The 15,522-nt window shown below is 60.6% G+C and carries 12 protein-coding genes; 3 read left to right on the plus strand and 9 right to left on the minus strand.

What is annotated here, in order from left to right; genetic code table 11:
- Positions 1–62: 62 nt before the first annotated feature.
- From ACRWA7_RS27625 to ACRWA7_RS27645, 5 genes are all read right to left on the minus strand, one after another.
- Positions 63–1,955, minus strand: coding sequence for a propionate--CoA ligase (locus tag ACRWA7_RS27625; RefSeq protein ID WP_438393515.1), 1,893 nt, complete (start codon positions 1,953–1,955; stop codon positions 63–65).
- A 134-nt stretch (positions 1,956–2,089) separates the two neighbouring features.
- Entirely contained in the window at positions 2,090–2,515 is a 426-nt protein-coding gene (locus ACRWA7_RS27630; protein WP_438393517.1) for a hypothetical protein, read from the minus strand.
- 104 nt (positions 2,516–2,619) lie between these two features.
- Positions 2,620–2,871 (minus strand): hypothetical protein, encoded by a 252-nt coding sequence (locus ACRWA7_RS27635; RefSeq protein WP_060858476.1) that lies wholly within the window; start codon positions 2,869–2,871, stop codon positions 2,620–2,622.
- A gap of 174 nt (positions 2,872–3,045) precedes the next feature.
- The gene (locus tag ACRWA7_RS27640) at positions 3,046–3,810 is read right to left on the minus strand and encodes a 5'-methylthioadenosine/adenosylhomocysteine nucleosidase (RefSeq protein WP_438393520.1); all 765 of its coding nucleotides are present in this window, start codon (positions 3,808–3,810) and stop codon (positions 3,046–3,048) included.
- Positions 3,807–6,176 (minus strand): UvrD-helicase domain-containing protein, encoded by a 2,370-nt coding sequence (locus ACRWA7_RS27645; RefSeq protein ID WP_060858474.1) that lies wholly within the window; start codon positions 6,174–6,176, stop codon positions 3,807–3,809. Before ACRWA7_RS27645 ends, ACRWA7_RS27640 begins: the two co-directional genes overlap by 4 nt.
- Before the next feature lie 810 nt (positions 6,177–6,986).
- Here ACRWA7_RS27645 and ACRWA7_RS27650 point away from each other — a divergent pair.
- Both ACRWA7_RS27650 and galU read left to right on the plus strand, forming a co-directional pair.
- Positions 6,987–9,857, plus strand: a complete 2,871-nt coding sequence (locus ACRWA7_RS27650; protein WP_438393522.1) for a valine--tRNA ligase — start codon at positions 6,987–6,989, stop codon at positions 9,855–9,857.
- A 195-nt stretch (positions 9,858–10,052) separates the two neighbouring features.
- Positions 10,053–10,934 carry a UTP--glucose-1-phosphate uridylyltransferase GalU gene (galU, locus tag ACRWA7_RS27655; RefSeq protein WP_060819697.1) on the plus strand — a complete coding sequence of 294 codons (882 nt, stop codon included), beginning with the start codon at positions 10,053–10,055 and terminating at the stop codon, positions 10,932–10,934.
- Between the two features lie 88 nt (positions 10,935–11,022).
- On the opposite strand, the gene ACRWA7_RS27660 is transcribed toward galU, so the two are convergent.
- The 4 genes from ACRWA7_RS27660 to ACRWA7_RS27675 are packed head-to-tail and all read right to left on the minus strand — an operon-like array spanning position 11,023 to position 14,199.
- The gene (locus tag ACRWA7_RS27660) at positions 11,023–11,250 is read right to left on the minus strand and encodes a sulfurtransferase TusA family protein (protein ID WP_060819699.1); all 228 of its coding nucleotides are present in this window, start codon (positions 11,248–11,250) and stop codon (positions 11,023–11,025) included.
- A gap of 54 nt (positions 11,251–11,304) precedes the next feature.
- Positions 11,305–12,324, minus strand: a complete 1,020-nt coding sequence (locus tag ACRWA7_RS27665) for a Gfo/Idh/MocA family protein (protein WP_438393524.1) — start codon at positions 12,322–12,324, stop codon at positions 11,305–11,307.
- Complete coding sequence (iolG, locus tag ACRWA7_RS27670; protein WP_438393526.1) at positions 12,321–13,319, minus strand: inositol 2-dehydrogenase; 999 nt, start codon at positions 13,317–13,319, stop codon at positions 12,321–12,323. The genes ACRWA7_RS27665 and iolG overlap by 4 nt, the downstream gene beginning before the upstream one ends.
- Complete coding sequence (locus ACRWA7_RS27675) at positions 13,309–14,199, minus strand: MurR/RpiR family transcriptional regulator (protein ID WP_438393528.1); 891 nt, start codon at positions 14,197–14,199, stop codon at positions 13,309–13,311. The genes iolG and ACRWA7_RS27675 overlap by 11 nt, the downstream gene beginning before the upstream one ends.
- 212 nt (positions 14,200–14,411) lie before the next feature.
- Here ACRWA7_RS27675 and ACRWA7_RS27680 point away from each other — a divergent pair, with 212 nt between their 5' ends.
- The gene (locus ACRWA7_RS27680) at positions 14,412–15,464 is read left to right on the plus strand and encodes a sugar ABC transporter substrate-binding protein (RefSeq protein WP_060819704.1); all 1,053 of its coding nucleotides are present in this window, start codon (positions 14,412–14,414) and stop codon (positions 15,462–15,464) included.
- Positions 15,465–15,522 lie beyond the last annotated feature (58 nt).

The raw sequence follows: 15,522 nt of genomic DNA on the forward strand, positions 1-15,522 counted from the left end.
GCACCCGGATCCCGCCATTGAAGTGTTCATGCAGTAAGTTGCTGTTTGCCAGAACCGATCAATCAACGCGTCAACGCCTCTTTCACCTGCGCCAGCGCCCCAGCGTCTTCAATCATTGGAAGATCGCCCGGATCGCGTCCTTCAGCCAGCGCGGCAATCGCACGGCGCAGCAGTTTGCCCGAACGCGTCTTGGGCAGCATCGCAAGGAAATGCACGCGGGCAGGACGGGCAATCGCTCCCAACTGCGAATCCACGCTGCGCGCGAGTTCCGCTTCCAGTGCTTCGCGCGCGCCCGCGTCGTCAAGCGCCTGTGCATCGCGCAATACAACAAACGCCAGCGCAACCTGGCCCTTGACCGGATCGGAGACACCGACCACAGCCACCTCGGCCACCGCCCGATGACTGCTGATCGCTTCCTCTATTTCGCGCGTACCCAGCCTGTGTCCCGCCACGTTGATCACGTCGTCCGTGCGCCCGAGAATGGAGACGTAACCGTCTTCATCCGCAACGCCCCAGTCGAAGGTCGAATACAACTGATGTCCGGGAATGCTCTGCCAGTATGTCTTGATAAACCGCGAATCGTCGCCCCAGACGGTCTGCATGCAGCCCGGCGGCAATGGATAATCAAGCGCGATCACGCCCTTCTCGCCCGCGGCGCAAATCTCGCCGGTTGCTTCGTTGCGCACGGTCAGGGCAAATCCCATCGAGGGCACGCCGGGCGAGCCCAGCTTGGGCGGCAACGGTTCAATGCCGCGGGGGATGGCGATCATCGGCCAGCCAGTTTCGGTTTGCCAGTAATTATCGACGACCGGCTTTTTCAGCGCGCCCTGGATCCATTGCGCGGTGGGTTCGTCCAGCGGTTCGCCGGCCAGAAAGAGCGTACGCAAACTCGACAGATCCGCCTGCTCCATCAGCTTCGGATCCTGTTTCTTGAGCACGCGCAGCGCGGTCGGCGCGGTGAACATCAGGTTGATCCTGTGCTGTTCGATGATGCGCCACCAGATGCCGCCGTCGGGACGAATGGGCGTGCCTTCGTACATGACCGTGGTCAGCCCGGCAATCAGCGGCGCATAGATGATGTAGCTGTGCCCGACCACCCAGCCCACGTCGGACGCGGTCCACATGGTGTCGCCGGGTTTGCCCTGGAAGATGTGTTCCATCGAAGCCGCCAGCGCCACCGCATATCCGCCAACATCGCGTTGCACGCCTTTCGGCTTGCCGGTCGTACCCGAGGTATACAGCACATAAGAAGGCTCATTCGATTCGAGCCAGACGCATGGAACGTGCGCCGCGAAAAATTGTTCGCGCAACGGCTCGTAGTCGACCAGATACGGCGCCTGCAAGCGCTCGGGCGCAAGTTGACGGTCGATCAGCAGCACGTTCGCCACCTTGTGCGCAGCGCGCGCGAGTGCTTCATCCACGAGCGGCGTGTAGTCGATCACCCTGCCGGCCCGCGCGCCGGCGTCGGCGGTGACGATCAGGACAGGCGCGGCGTCATCGATGCGCGCCGCCAGGCTCGGCGCCGCAAAGCCGCCGAACACGACCGAGTGGACCGCGCCGAGCCGCGCGCACGCGAGCATGGCGAACAGGGCTTCGGGGATCATCGGCAAGTAGATCAGCACGCGCTCGCCCTGTTTCACGCCGAGGGAGCGCATCACGGCGGCCATGCGATTCACTTCGGCGTGCAGTTCGGCGTACGTATAGCGCCGCTCGATGCCCGTTTCCGTCGATACATACACCAGCGCGTTTTGCTGAGCACGCAAGGCGAGATGACGGTCGACGGCGTTGTAGCAGAGATTGGTCTTGCCGCCCACAAACCACCGCGCGAACGGCGGGTTGCTGCGATCGAGCACCTGGACGAACGGCGTTTCCCAATGGATACGTTGCGCCTGTTCGCCCCAGAACGATTCCGGATCTTCGATCGACCGGCGATGAGCTTCACGATAAGTCGGCATTCGAACCTCTGTCGGGTAGCGGAATCATCGCGTCCGGATCGTTCAAGAACGACCCGGACGCAGCGAATTGCTCCTGAGCATAGTTCAGCCAGTGGGGCCGTGCTAGAGGGGGACGGCCCTGACTCGCCCCGGCTTCAAGGCATCTGCCGACGGGATTTACTGATGGAAGACGGCGTGGAAAGGTCTGTGCCGGAGTGCTTGAGCAGCACGGGCGCCAGTTCGTTGGCCACGCGCATGCCGGAAACCACGACCATGCGCAAACCGCTGCCTTCGCACATACCGCGCACGGCTTCCCGTGTCGATGCCCGCGCTTCAATGCGCGGCTCGATCACGATCAGTCCACGGCAATATGCCGCGAAGGCCACCCGGTTCGATCGCAGCCAGGCGGAGCGAACGCGCAGGTCGTCGGCGGGTTCGTCGGCGCTGTAGTGCGCGACGATCACGAACGGCGCCTTCAGCGCGAGCAGGCGCTGCATTTCCGCGCCCCACGCAAAGGCGTAGCCGGGTTGCATCGCGCGCGTGCGCAGGCGTACTAGTGGGAAACGGCTGGCGTCGTGCATGCGCTGCTTGGGGACATCGGAAGGAATAAGCGTTTCCGTTGCCGGTGCGCATGCCGGTGGTGCTGCGGGTAGTGCCAATGAAGCGGATTGGGATTGGATGGCGATCACAGCGGTCTCGTGCTCCAGAAGTTCATGACTAAAGCCAGATTGGCCACCATCGGCCGGCGCGGAAATTTGGGCCGGCGGGCTTGCTTGGCAGGATCTGCAATCTGCAGCGTTGCGTTGCCGAGCCACGCACGGCGGGTTGTCTCTATCACGCGCGCGGCGTTCGTGGATACGGCCTGCTGTGCCCGGGCTGAATCAGAAGACACGTCAGGCAGCAAGCCGGGCGATTGATTGGGCGTCGTTTGGGTCAAAGTGGACCTCCTCTCGTCCGGCTTATTGTAATTGCGAATCATTCTCACTTACAAGCAGGATTTTTGGGGCAGGACCGGACAGAAGTGATGTGGGGATTTATTGCTGAAAAGCGGGTAGGAGGCACGTAAGGTCGAGCCGTGGCCGCAAAGCAAAAATAGGATTCGCCGCAGCGATCACGCTTTCGCAGCTAAAAATCGCCGTAATATTCCTGACGAATACGCGCCTCCTAGCGCGTGCAGAAACTCAAGGAACGATTCAGGCGCTTCGGCGTCGGCGGTATCGGAGACGGTGCGTACCACCGCGCACGGCACCTCGTGCTCGTAGCAAATCTGAGCGATTGCGGCGCCTTCCATTTCGACCGCAAGCGCCTCGGGCAATGCGACGCGCAGCGCATTCACTTCCGCGTGACTCGATACAAACCGATCGCCGCTCACAATCATCCCGCGATGCAAACGCGGCGGATGAACGCCGAAACGCGCTTCCAGCGCCGCGTGTTCATCGGCGAGAAAAGCAGTGCAGGCGTTGGCGAGCGCTTCGCTCAAGGCGGCATTCGCGGCAAACCGCGCCATGCCGAGCAACGGCACTTCAAAGCGCGGAAAGAGCGGCGATGCATCCAGGTCGTGCTGCATCAGCGTGTCGCCGATCACGATATCGCCGACGCGCACATCTTTCCGGACGCCGCCCGCAACCCCGGTAAAGACGATTGCCTCGACACCGAACACGTGGATTAGCGCACTCGCCGAGGTGGCCGCCGCGACCTTGCCCACGCGCGCGAGTGTCGCCACGCAAGGCACGCCATGCGCGGTGCCGACATGATATTCACGCAGGCCGATGGTTTCGGTGCGAACATTTCCGGCAAGACGCATTGCATCGACAAGATCGCCCAGTTCCTGCGGCAACGCGGCCATGATGCCGAGCAGACCCACGCCCAACGTCATTCAACCGCCTGCAATTTCGCGACCGCCAGCGCGAGCCATTTTTCGCCGTGACGTTTGAAGCGGACTTGAGCCTTCGCGTCCGTGCCCGCTCCTTCCAGCGCGATCACCGTCCCTTCGCCGAACTTGTTGTGAAACACCGGCTGGCCGATCTTGAAACCGGTATCGGCGGCGCGCTGGTTGTTGGCGAACGCGGGCAACGGCTTGCCTGCATCCGGGTCTGTATAGGCCGCGCGTTCGCCGCGCTCCTGCCCTGGGCGCGCAAACCAGTCGCGGCCCCAGCCGGCGTTATCGGCCCGGCCGCCCCAGCGCGCGCCCGCCTCCACTTTGGGGGTGAGCCATTTGAGCGATTCTTCCGGGAGTTCATCGAAGAAACGGGAGCGGATGTTGTAGCGCGTCTGGCCGTGCAGCATCCGGCTCTGCGCGAACGAGAGATACAAGCGCTCCTTCGCCCGCGTGATCGCCACGTATGCGAGACGCCGCTCCTCTTCCAGTCCGTCGCTTTCCTGCGCGCTGTTTTCGTGCGGAAACAATCCCTCTTCCAGCCCTGTGATGAACACGGCCATGAACTCGAGCCCCTTTGCCGCATGCACCGTCATCAATTGCACAGCGTCCTGGCCGGCCTGCGCCTGATTGTCGCCGGCCTCGAGCGAAGCGTGCGACAGGAAACCCGCCAGCGGCGTCATGGTGTCGGGGTTTTGCGCGGGATCGGCGGGACTTTCGGGATCGAGTACATCGACGGCCGGATCGTCCGTCGCCACACCGATTTCGGGCGCGTTTGTCGCGCCCGGGCGCAGCGGGATGGAACGCGCCGGGGTATCGAGCCCATAGCCTTCCTCCTGCACGAACGCGGCCGCCGCGTTCACGACTTCCTGCAGATTCTCGAGCCGGTCCTGGCCTTCGCGTTCGTTCTCGTAGTGCGTCGCGAGACCGCTTGCGCGCACCACGTATTCGACCGTCTCGGGCAAGCTCATATGCTGCGTTTCCGCGCGCATCTTGCCGATCAACTGCGCGAAATTCGCGAGGCTCGAACCGGCCTTGCCGGCCACATAAGGCACGGCGGCGGCCATTGAACAGTTGTAGAGGCGCGCAGCATCGGCGAGTTGCTCGATCGATCTTGCACCGATCCCGCGCGTCGGGAAATTCACGACGCGGGAGAAAGCGGTGTCGTCGTTGGGGTTATCGATCAGGCGCAGGTACGCGAGCGCGTGCTTCACTTCCTGGCGTTCGAAGAACCGCAAGCCGCCGTACACGCGATACGCAATGCCCGCGTTCACCAGCGTATGTTCGATGGTACGCGACTGCGCGTTGCTTCTGTACAGGATCGCGATTTCGCCGCGCGCCGCGCCCGCATGAATCAGCGCCTTGATCTCCTCGACAATCCAGCCGGCCTCCTGCGTATCGGTCGCGGCTTCGTACACGCGCACGGGTTCGCCGTGGCCGGCGTCGGTGCGCAGGTTCTTGCCGAGGCGTCGAGAATTCTTCGCGATCAGGAAGTTGGCGGTATCGAGAATATGGCCGTGCGAGCGATAGTTCTGCTCCAGCTTGATCATGTTGCGTACGTGGAACTCGCGCTCGAAGTCGTGCATGTTGCCGACGTTCGCGCCACGGAATGCGTAGATGGACTGGTCGTCGTCGCCCACGGCGAAGATGGCGTTGTGCTCGCCCGCGAGGATCTTGAGCCACGCGTATTGCAGCTTGTTCGTGTCCTGGAACTCGTCCACGAGGATGTTGCGAAAGCGCGCCTGGTAATGCGCGCGCAGCGGCGGATTATGGGCGAGGAGTTCGTAGCAGCGCAGCAGGAGTTCGGGAAAATCCACGACGCCTTCGCGCTGGCATTGCTGCTCGTACGCCGCGTAGAGTTCGACGAACTTCATGTTGAAGGCATCGGTGGCGTCGACGTCTTTCGGGCGCAGCCCTTGTTCCTTTGCGTTGTTGATGAAGTATTGGAGATTTTTGGCCGGATATTTTTCGTCGTCGATGTTCAGGCCCTTCATCAGCCGCTTGATGGCCGAGAGCTGGTCTGCCGTATCGAGGATCTGGAATGCTTGAGGCAGGCCGGCGTCGCGGAAATGCGCGCGCAGCATGCGGTTGCACAGGCCGTGGAAGGTGCCGATCCACATGCCGCGGGTATCGATGGGCATCATGGCCGTCAGCCGCGCCATCATCTCTTTTGCAGCCTTGTTCGTGAAGGTGACGGCGAGGATGGTTTGAGGGGATGCATAGCCCTGCTGGATCAGCCACGCGATGCGCGTGATCAGGACGCGCGTCTTGCCGCTGCCCGCGCCCGCCAGGATGAGCGCCGGTTCGTTGGGCAGCGTGACGGCGGCGAGTTGTTCGGGGTTTAGATTGGCAAGCAGATCAGGCATGGGCGAGGGGTTCCGGTAGGACGGGTATTATACGATTTAGAGGGGGTGGGCGTTGGCACTTGGGGGTTGGGGGCCTGCTATTTGCGCCTGCGCGCGTTCCCTGTTCGTTGGTCCTCTTTAGCACTGTTGGCCACTGTCCGTGGCGGGACTTCATTTCTTTTTCCAACGGCGAAAAAGAAACGAAGCAAAGAAAACGCCTTACAACCGCTAATTCTTAAGGAGACCAAGCGTGCACGTACATCTGCTTGGGACTTCAAAAGAACGCCCAGCATAAAACCCCGGACAGTTGAAACCCTCCCGCTCCGTTCACCGATACCCACACGCTTCGCCACCAGTGTGAGTAGCCGTTAAACAGAAAAGCGCGGCGCACGCCGCGCGCCGGTTTGCGTGCTTGCACGCAAACGCGGTGTTTGGCCGTGGCGGTTCTTGTGGAGTTGTGTGCTTGCCCGAGAGCGCTAGTGGCGAAGCGTGTGGATGTAGGGGTTCGGAGGGGGAGGGTTTCAGGTGTTGTTGGTTATGGCGTCGAGGGTTCTTTTGAAGTCCCAAGCAGATCTGCGTGCACGCTTGGTCTCCTTAAGAATTAGCGGTTGGAAGGCGTTTTCTTTGCTTCGTTTCTTTTTCGCCGTTGGAAAAAGAAATGAAGTCCCGCCACGGACAGTGGCTAACAGTGCTAAAGAGGAACAACAAACAGGGACCGCGCGTAGGCGCAAAAAGCAGGACCCGACCACCAGCCACCCCGCCCCCGTCCTCCCCTTATAATCCCCCGATCCCCGCTTCTTTTTACACGCAATTTTCGGCAGAACCCACCCCATGAGTGACAACACGCTTGCGAAGAGTTTCGAGCCCCAAAACATCGAATCCCACTGGGGACCGGAATGGGAAAAGCGCGGCTACTCCGCGCCCACCCTCGAAGAGGGAAAAAAAGACTTCTCGATCCAGCTTCCGCCGCCCAACGTCACCGGCACGCTGCACATGGGTCACGCGTTCAACCAGACCATCATGGACAGCCTCACGCGCTATCACCGCATGCTCGGCGAAAACACCATGTGGCTGCCCGGCACGGACCACGCGGGCATCGCGACCCAGATCGTGGTCGAGCGCCAACTCGACGCAAAAGGCATTTCACGCCACGACCTGGGCCGCGAGGAATTCCTGAAACGCGTCTGGGAATGGAAACAGCAATCGGGCTCGACCATTACAGGACAGGTCCGGCGCCTCGGCGCCTCCATCGACTGGTCGCGGGAATACTTCACGATGGACGACAAAATGTCGACAGCCGTGCAGGATGTTTTCGTGACGCTCTACAAGCAGGGCCTGATCTATCGCGGAAAGCGCCTGGTGAACTGGGATCCGGTACTGGGCACGGCCGTGTCGGACCTCGAAGTGGTCAGCGAGGAGGAAGCCGGCAATCTGTGGCATATCAACTATCCGTTGCCGGACGGCTCGGGTCACGTGACGGTCGCGACCACCCGGCCGGAAACCATGCTCGGCGACACAGCCGTGATGGTCCACCCGGAAGACGAGCGTTACGCGCACCTGATCGGCAAGACCGTAATGCTGCCGCTCTCGGATCGCGAAATCCCCGTGATCGCCGACGATTATGTGGATCGCGAATTCGGAACCGGCGTGGTCAAGGTCACCCCGGCGCACGATTTCAACGACTATCAGGTCGGCTTGCGCCACAAGCTGCCGATGATCGAGATCCTCACGCTCGACGCGAAAATCAACGGCAACGCGCCCGAAAAATATCGCGGCCTGGACCGGTTCGACGCCCGCAAGCAGGTCGTAGCCGACCTGGAAGCGCTCGGCCTGCTCGAATCCGTCAAGCCACACACGCTGATGGTGCCGCGCGGCGACCGCACGAGCGTGGTGATCGAACCCATGCTGACGGACCAGTGGTTCGTCGCCATGAGCAAGCCGGCGCCCGAAGGCACGTTCCATCCGGGTAAATCGATTGCGGAAACGGCGCTCGACGTCGTGCGCAACGGCGAAATAAAGTTCGTGCCGGAAAACTGGTCGACCACGTATTACCAGTGGCTCGAAAATATCCAGGACTGGTGTATCTCCCGCCAACTCTGGTGGGGCCATCAGATCCCCGCGTGGTACGGTGAGAACGGCGAGATTTTCGTGGCGAAGACGGAAGCCGAAGCCCGTGCGGAAGCCATCGAAAAAGGCTATGTGGGCGCGCTCAAACGGGACGACGACGTGCTCGACACGTGGTTTTCGTCCGCCTTGGTGCCGTTTTCGTCGCTGGGATGGCCGGACGAGACGCCGGAACTGAAGCATTTCCTGCCTTCGTCGGTGCTTGTCACGGGTTTCGACATCATCTTCTTCTGGGTCGCCCGCATGGTCATGATGACCACGCATTTCACCGGTAAGGTCCCGTTCGGCACGGTCTACGTGCACGGCCTCGTGCGCGATGCGGAAGGCCAGAAGATGTCGAAGAGCAAGGGCAACACGCTCGACCCTATCGACATAGTCGATGGAATCGATCTGGAAACGCTCGTCGCCAAGCGTATTACGGGTCTGATGAACCCGAAGCAAGCCGAAAAGATCGAGAAAAAGACCCGCAAGGAATTCCCGAACGGAATTCAGCCGTATGGCACGGATGCCTTGCGCTTCACCATGGCGTCGATGGCTACACTCGGTCGCAACGTGAATTTTGATCTGGCAAGGTGCGAGGGGTATCGTAATTTTTGCAACAAACTCTGGAACGCTACACGCTTTGTCCTGATGAATACCGAAGGCCACGATTGTGGTTTCGGCAAGCCGGAAGAATGCGAAGCAGGCGATTGCGGTCCCGGCGGCTACCTGTATTTTTCCCAGGCGGACTTCTGGATCGTGTCGCTGTTGCAGCGCGTGGAAGCCGAAGTCGAGAAAGGTTTTGCGGATTACCGGTTTGATAATGTAGCGAGCGCGATCTACAAATTCGTTTGGGACGAGTACTGCGACTGGTATCTGGAACTGGCGAAAGTGCAGATTCAGAACGGCGCGCCCGAGCAGCAGCGCGCGACGCGCCGCACCTTGCTGCGCGTGCTGGAAACCGTGCTGCGCCTCGCGCATCCGATCATTCCGTTCATCACGGAAGCCTTGTGGCAAAAGGTCGCGCCGCTGACCGACCTGTATTCGCAGCACGCCAATGGCGGCGAGGCGACATCGATCATGATCCAGCGCTATCCGCAGGCGCAGCCATCGAAAATCGATGATTCGTCAGAACAGTGGGCGGCCGAACTGAAAGCAGTGATCGATGCATGTCGTAATCTGCGCGGCGAAATGAATTTGTCGCCGGCGGTGAAGGTGCCGCTGCTGGCAACGGGCGACGAGGCGCAGTTGAAATCCTTCGCGCCTTATATTCAGGCGCTGGCGCGTTTGTCGGAGGTAAAGATCATCGCCGACGAAACCGCGCTCGACGCAGAGGCAAGTGGCGCGCCAGTTGCTATCGTAGGATCGAACAAGCTGGTGCTGAAGGTCGAAATCGATGTCGCTGCTGAACGCGAACGGCTCACGAAGGAAGTGGACCGCTTGACGCAGGAAATCGGTCGTGCCCGTGTGAAGCTGGAAAACGAGAGTTTTGTGGCCCGCGCGCCGGCCGCCGTGGTTGAACAGGAACGCAAGCGGCTGGCTGAATTCGAGTCGACGGCTGACAAGCTGAAAGCGCAGCTTTCACGCTTGCCGGCCTGATGTTTCAACGCGGTGGCACGACTGGAAACTTACCCACGACTTGTTTCGTCTATAGCAAAGTGCACTTCGACGCGTGAAGAATTAATCTCGTCGCACTTTTTTATCAACGCCTCAACCTGCATCATGGCATTGGCTTGCCAGCCCACGAATTTCAGGCTTGACGTTTAAACACGATAAGAGGATCAGGGTCATCAAATGCTAAAAGTTACGAAAGCGGTTTTCCCGGTTGCGGGTCTCGGTACCCGGTTCCTCCCCGCGACCAAGGCCAGCCCGAAGGAAATGCTGCCCGTCGTCGACAAGCCGCTGATTCAATACGCGGTGGAAGAAGCCATGGCGGCCGGCATCACGGAAATGATTTTCGTGACCGGGCGCAGCAAGCGCGCCATCGAAGATCACTTCGACAAATCGTATGAGATCGAAGCCGAACTGGAAGCGCGCGGCAAGCAAAAACTGCTCGACCTCGTTCGCAGCATCAAGCCAAGCCACGTGGACTGTTTCTACGTGCGTCAGGCAGAAGCGCTCGGCCTCGGCCACGCGGTGCTGTGCGCGGAAAAGCTGGTGGGCGACAACCCGTTCGCCGTCATCCTGGCCGATGACTTGTTGTACGGCACGCCGCCCGTCATGACGCAGATGATCGAGGTGTTCGATCACTATCACAGCTCGGTAATCGGCGTGGAAGAGATCCCGGCTCAGGACTCGAAGTCGTATGGTGTTATCGACGGGAAAGAGTGGGAAGACAACATTTTCAAGTTGTCGGGCATTGTGGAAAAGCCGGAACCCGCCGTGGCGCCGTCCAATCTCGGCGTGGTCGGCCGCTATGTGCTGAAGCCGCGTGTTTTCGATCATATTCGCGCGTTGAAGCCGGGCGCTGGCGGCGAATTGCAACTCACGGACGCCATTCAGTCTCTGCTCGCCGACGAACAAGTGCTCGCGTACAAATATCACGGCACGCGTTTTGACTGCGGCAGCAAGCTGGGATATCTGAAAGCGACCGTGGAATTTGCGTTGCGTCACCCGGAAGTCGCGGCTGACTTCCAGGAATATCTGAACACGCGCTCGCCGCACCTGGTCGGGTAAGAACTGCTTCAGGCGCCGTCATGGCGCCTGGAAAACAAAAATGCCCATGATTTTTCATCATGGGCATTTTTTTATTCCGCCGCGCCGGTCAGCGCCGCCGCATCAGGAAGGTGAAGACCTTGTCGTGCGACGTGGATTCCACCAGTTCATTGCCCGTCTGCTTCGAAAACGCGGCGAAGTCGCGCTGGGAACCAGGATCGGTCGCGAGGACCTTCAATATCTGACCGCTTTGCATGTCGGCCAGCGCCTTCTTTGCCCGCAGGATGGGCAGCGGACACATGAGCCCGCGCGCGTCGACTTCCTTGTGCACTTCCATCGAATGAGCCTTGTTCGAACTTGCTTTTGTAAGAGTTCGATTTTACCCCAGTGCCTAAAAATTCACCGCTTGTCCCCGGGCCAGGGATTCCCTCATGGCGATGCCTATGCGTGTCGCTTCCCGCGCGTCTGCGAGCGTGAGACCCGTCGCCGGGCCGCCGTTGAGCGACGCCACGAATGCTTCCGCCTCATTCAGGAACGCGTGTTCGAAGCGCTCGAAGAACGTCGGCGTGCATTCGTTGCGAATGCCGGTGGCGTCGAATATCTCCACGCGATTCACCCGCGGATTGTTGCCCACCGATAACGCCCCGCCCGTTCCCACAACTTCCGTCTGGGTATCGTGGCCGTGCGCGCTGGTGCGCGATGCATGGAAAACCGCCATGCAACCGCCTTCGAACTCACAAACCGCGACGCCGTTGTCGATATCCCCGCATGCCGCCAGACCTTCGTGGATGGCGATCGTGCCGCTTGCGAACACGCGCGTGGCGCGCGGATTGCCGAGCATCCAGCGCGCAAGGTCGATGTCGTGCACGCTGCAATCGAGAAACAGGCCGCCCGACGTCGGCGCGAAGCGCACGAAGAAACCGTCGGGATCGTTTTTATCGACGGTTTGTGAGCGGACCATGAACGGCCGGCCGATCGCGCCTTCGCGAATCTTGTTGAAGGCGTCGCGATAACTGGCGTCGAAGCGGCGCACGAATCCGATCATCACCTGAAGTTCGGGAAACCGCGCGCTTTCTTCGATAACCCGATCGCACTGCGCCAGATCGAGCGACAACGGTTTTTCGCAGAACACGTGCTTGCCGGCCCGCAACGCCGCGATGATCTGATCGGCGTGCAAGGACGTTGGCGTGACGAGCCAGACGGCATCGAGCGATGTGTCTTGCAGCATGGATTCGTAATCCCCGTGCAGCGCGAGTTCGGGCAGGTTCGCGACCGCCCAATCACGCTCGGCCGCGACCGGACTGCACGCGGCGGCAAGCGTCGCGCCCGGCACGTGCCACGCGAGATTGCGTGCATGACGCTGTCCGAGCCGTCCCAATCCAGCAATGCCAATCCGCACGGGCGCGTTCATGCCGCGCCCAGCTTGATGATGGTTCCTTCGCGCCATGAACGCGTGGCGGCATCGGCGAGTTCGAGCGCCTTCATGCCATCGGCGACGGTCGTGCGGACCGGCTTGCCTTCCTGGATGGCATCGAAGAAATGCGCAATTTCCAGCGCATAAGCCGCACGATAACGCTCGAGGAAAAACGCTTCGGGGACGTCATTCGAAACCGCCGTCTTCGAATACGCCGTGACTTCGGTCGGGCGGACATTGCCCGCTTGCAGCATGCCTTTGCTGCCAAGCAATTCGAAGCGCTGGTCATAGCCGTACGCCGCGCGCCGGGTCGTGTTGATCTGGCACAAGCGGCCGCGTTTGGTGCGGATCGTGACGGCAGTCGAGTCGATATCGCCCGCTTCGGCAATCGCCGGATCGGTCAGGCAGCTTCCGGTGGCGTGCAGCGTGTCGGCTTCGTCGTCGAGCATCCAGCGGAAGATGTCGAAGTCGTGGATCAGCATGTCCTTGAAGATGCCGCCCGAATGCCTGATGTAATCCACTGGCGGCGCGCCTGGATCGCGGCTCGTGACCACCAGCATTTCCGGATCGCCGATTTCGCCCGCGTCCACGCGCGCCTTCAACGCGGAAAAGGTTGGATCGAAGCGGCGCTGGAAGCCGATCATGCAGACCACGCCGGCTTTCGCGACGGCATCGGCGCAAGCGCGCGCACGTTCCAGCGTCAGGTCGACGGGCTTTTCGCAGAACACGTGTTTCTTTTGCGCCGCCGATTTCAGGATCAGATCGGCGTGGGTATCGGTGCTCGAACAGACCACGGTCGCGCCGATGGACGCATCGCCGAGCGCGCCTTCCACGTCCGCCACTTGCGCACCGTGGAGCGCAGCCAGCGCGGCGGCGGCTTCCTTGTTCACATCCACGACATATTTCAGCCGCACGCCCGGCTGTTTCGCCAGATTCGCCGCATGGATCTTACCGATGCGCCCCGCTCCGAAAACCGCTACATCAATCGTCATAGCCGCCTGTCTCCCTTGATTCTTCTACGTTCAGTTCAAGCCGGTACGCAAGCGCGATGAACAGCGCCTGGCACAGGCAGATCGTGCTCGTCAGCGAGCGAAACGCGAACGCGCTGCCCTCCTTCACGAACAAATGCGCGCTCGCGTGACGCGCGAGCGGCGAAAGCTGGCCGTCGGTAATGACCAATGTCTTGGCGCCGTGATGCTGCGCCGCGCGCACGCAGTACTGCGTCTCCTTGCCATACGGCGCGAAGCTGATGGCGAACACCACGTCGCCCTTCTTCACGCTGCGAATCTGTTCCCGATACATCCCGCCAAAGCCCGACACCAGATGCACGCGCTTGGCCGTGTGCTGCAGCGCGTAGACAATGTAGCTCGCCACCGGAAACGAGCGCCGCACGCCAATCACATAGATGTTCTCCGCTTGCTCCAGCATTTTCACGGCGGCTTCGAATTGTTCGTCGTCCAGACCTGCTTCGAGTTCGGCCAGGCCGTTCTGGCTCGCCGCAATGAATTCCCGCGCGACCGATCCACCCGACAGCTTGCCGGGCTTTTCATCGATAAGTTTCCTGATGCGCTGCTGATAGCTTTGCGCCGAGCCGTTCTGGCCCGTGTACGCCTGCTTGAAGATGGCCTGAAGGTCGGAGAAGCCAGAAAACCCGAAGCGCTGCGCAAAGCGCACGACCGCGGAAGGATGCACGCCGCACGCGCTCGCAATGTCGCCAGTGCGATCCATCATCACGTTGCTGCGATGCTGTTCCATGTACGTCGCCACACTCTTCAACTGGCGCGGGAGCGTGTCGTAAGCCTCGGTGATGCGCCGCATGAGTTCGTCGACCGTTTCGACGTCCGTTGTCATTTCCTGTGTGTCGTCCTTCATGCGGCGCTCTTTGAATTTCCCGTATTCGATGCAACCGATTATAGATATCTCCTGTCACAAATGGAATGAATTTTCCAAACATCAGGTAGTTAAACTTCCTATTGCATAGCGTTAAGACTTGTCCTAATCTTGGTCGTGAGCGAAGGGGCGTGAAGGTTGAGCGCACGCCACCCGATGTTCATCCAGAAAAACAACCGTGATAGGTGGAGACAATGAGACTTTGCAATGGCCGAGCCGCCCTGCGCGCGCTCGCGGCGGCTGCCGCCTTGTGCGGCGCAGCGGCACTGAGCGCTCAGGCGGCCCATGCGGCTCCTGATGCCCACTTCGTTTTGATCAGCCACGCGCCGGACTCCGACTCGTGGTGGAACACCATCAAGAACGCCATCAAACAGGCCGACGAGGACTTCAACGTCGAGACGGATTACCGCAATCCGCCCAACGGTGATCTCGCCGATATGTCGCGGTTGATCGAGCAGGCGGCGGCGCGCAACTACGATGGCGTGATCGCGACCATCGCGGATTTCGACGTTCTCAAGAGTTCGATGAACAAGGTGACCGCGAAGAAGATTCCACTTGTCACGATCAACTCGGGCACTGAAGAACAAAGTGCGCAGCTTGGCGCGATCATGCACATTGGCCAGCCTGAATATGTCGCGGGGCACGCGGCCGGCGAGAAGGCGAAAGCTGCGGGCATCAAGTCGTTCCTGTGCGTGAACCATCTCGCGACCAATGTGGTGTCGTTCGATCGCTGCCGTGGTTTCGCCGATGCCATCGGCGTGGATTACAAACCGGCGACGCTCGATTCGGGACAGGACCCTACCGAGATCCAGTCGAAAGTCAGCGCTTATCTGCGTAATCATCCGAACACGCAGGCCATCCTGACGCTCGGACCGACGCCTGCTTCGGCCACGCTGAAAGCCGTGCAGCAGATGGGTCTGGAAAAGAAGATCTGGTTTGCGACCTTCGACTTTTCCGATGACATCGCGAAAGCCATTCAATCCGGCACGATCCAGTTCGCAATCGATCAGCAGCCGTACTTGCAAGGCTATATCCCGGTCGCCGTGCTGGCGATCGTGAAGCACGACAAGACGACCGATCCGGTGAAGATCCGCCAGATCCTCGAAGCCAATCCGAAGTTCAAGGCGCGGCTCGCGACATATGGCCTTCAGCCTTCATACGGCCCAAAGAATATTCGTTCGGGACCGGGCTTCATCACGAAGGACAACATCGACAAGGTGTTGAAATTCGCAGGCCAATACAGGTGATTTATCGCGGGCGGCGTTTCAGATCTTCTCCGGCCTGACTGCGCCGTTTCGCAGCACT

Origin of the sequence: Caballeronia sp. DA-9, assembly GCF_051615025.1 — a bacterium.
Classification (GTDB): Bacteria; Pseudomonadota; Gammaproteobacteria; order Burkholderiales; family Burkholderiaceae; genus Caballeronia; species Caballeronia sordidicola.

What these genes read in the sequence shown, in the direction of transcription:
- ACRWA7_RS27625 (WP_438393515.1), bottom strand. Translation starts at nt 1,955, where the DNA reads ATGCCGACTTATCGTGAAGCTCATCGCCGGTCGATCGAAGATCCGGAA.
- ACRWA7_RS27630 (WP_438393517.1), bottom strand. Translation starts at nt 2,515, where the DNA reads ATGCACGACGCCAGCCGTTTCCCACTAGTACGCCTGCGCACGCGCGCG.
- ACRWA7_RS27640 (WP_438393520.1), bottom strand. Translation starts at nt 3,810, where the DNA reads ATGACGTTGGGCGTGGGTCTGCTCGGCATCATGGCCGCGTTGCCGCAG.
- ACRWA7_RS27645 (WP_060858474.1), bottom strand. Translation starts at nt 6,176, where the DNA reads ATGCCTGATCTGCTTGCCAATCTAAACCCCGAACAACTCGCCGCCGTC.
- ACRWA7_RS27650 (WP_438393522.1), top strand. Translation starts at nt 6,987, where the DNA reads ATGAGTGACAACACGCTTGCGAAGAGTTTCGAGCCCCAAAACATCGAA.
- galU (WP_060819697.1), top strand. Translation starts at nt 10,053, where the DNA reads ATGCTAAAAGTTACGAAAGCGGTTTTCCCGGTTGCGGGTCTCGGTACC.
- ACRWA7_RS27660 (WP_060819699.1), bottom strand. Translation starts at nt 11,250, where the DNA reads ATGGAAGTGCACAAGGAAGTCGACGCGCGCGGGCTCATGTGTCCGCTG.
- ACRWA7_RS27665 (WP_438393524.1), bottom strand. Translation starts at nt 12,324, where the DNA reads ATGAACGCGCCCGTGCGGATTGGCATTGCTGGATTGGGACGGCTCGGA.
- iolG (WP_438393526.1), bottom strand. Translation starts at nt 13,319, where the DNA reads ATGACGATTGATGTAGCGGTTTTCGGAGCGGGGCGCATCGGTAAGATC.
- ACRWA7_RS27675 (WP_438393528.1), bottom strand. Translation starts at nt 14,199, where the DNA reads ATGAAGGACGACACACAGGAAATGACAACGGACGTCGAAACGGTCGAC.
- ACRWA7_RS27680 (WP_060819704.1), top strand. Translation starts at nt 14,412, where the DNA reads ATGAGACTTTGCAATGGCCGAGCCGCCCTGCGCGCGCTCGCGGCGGCT.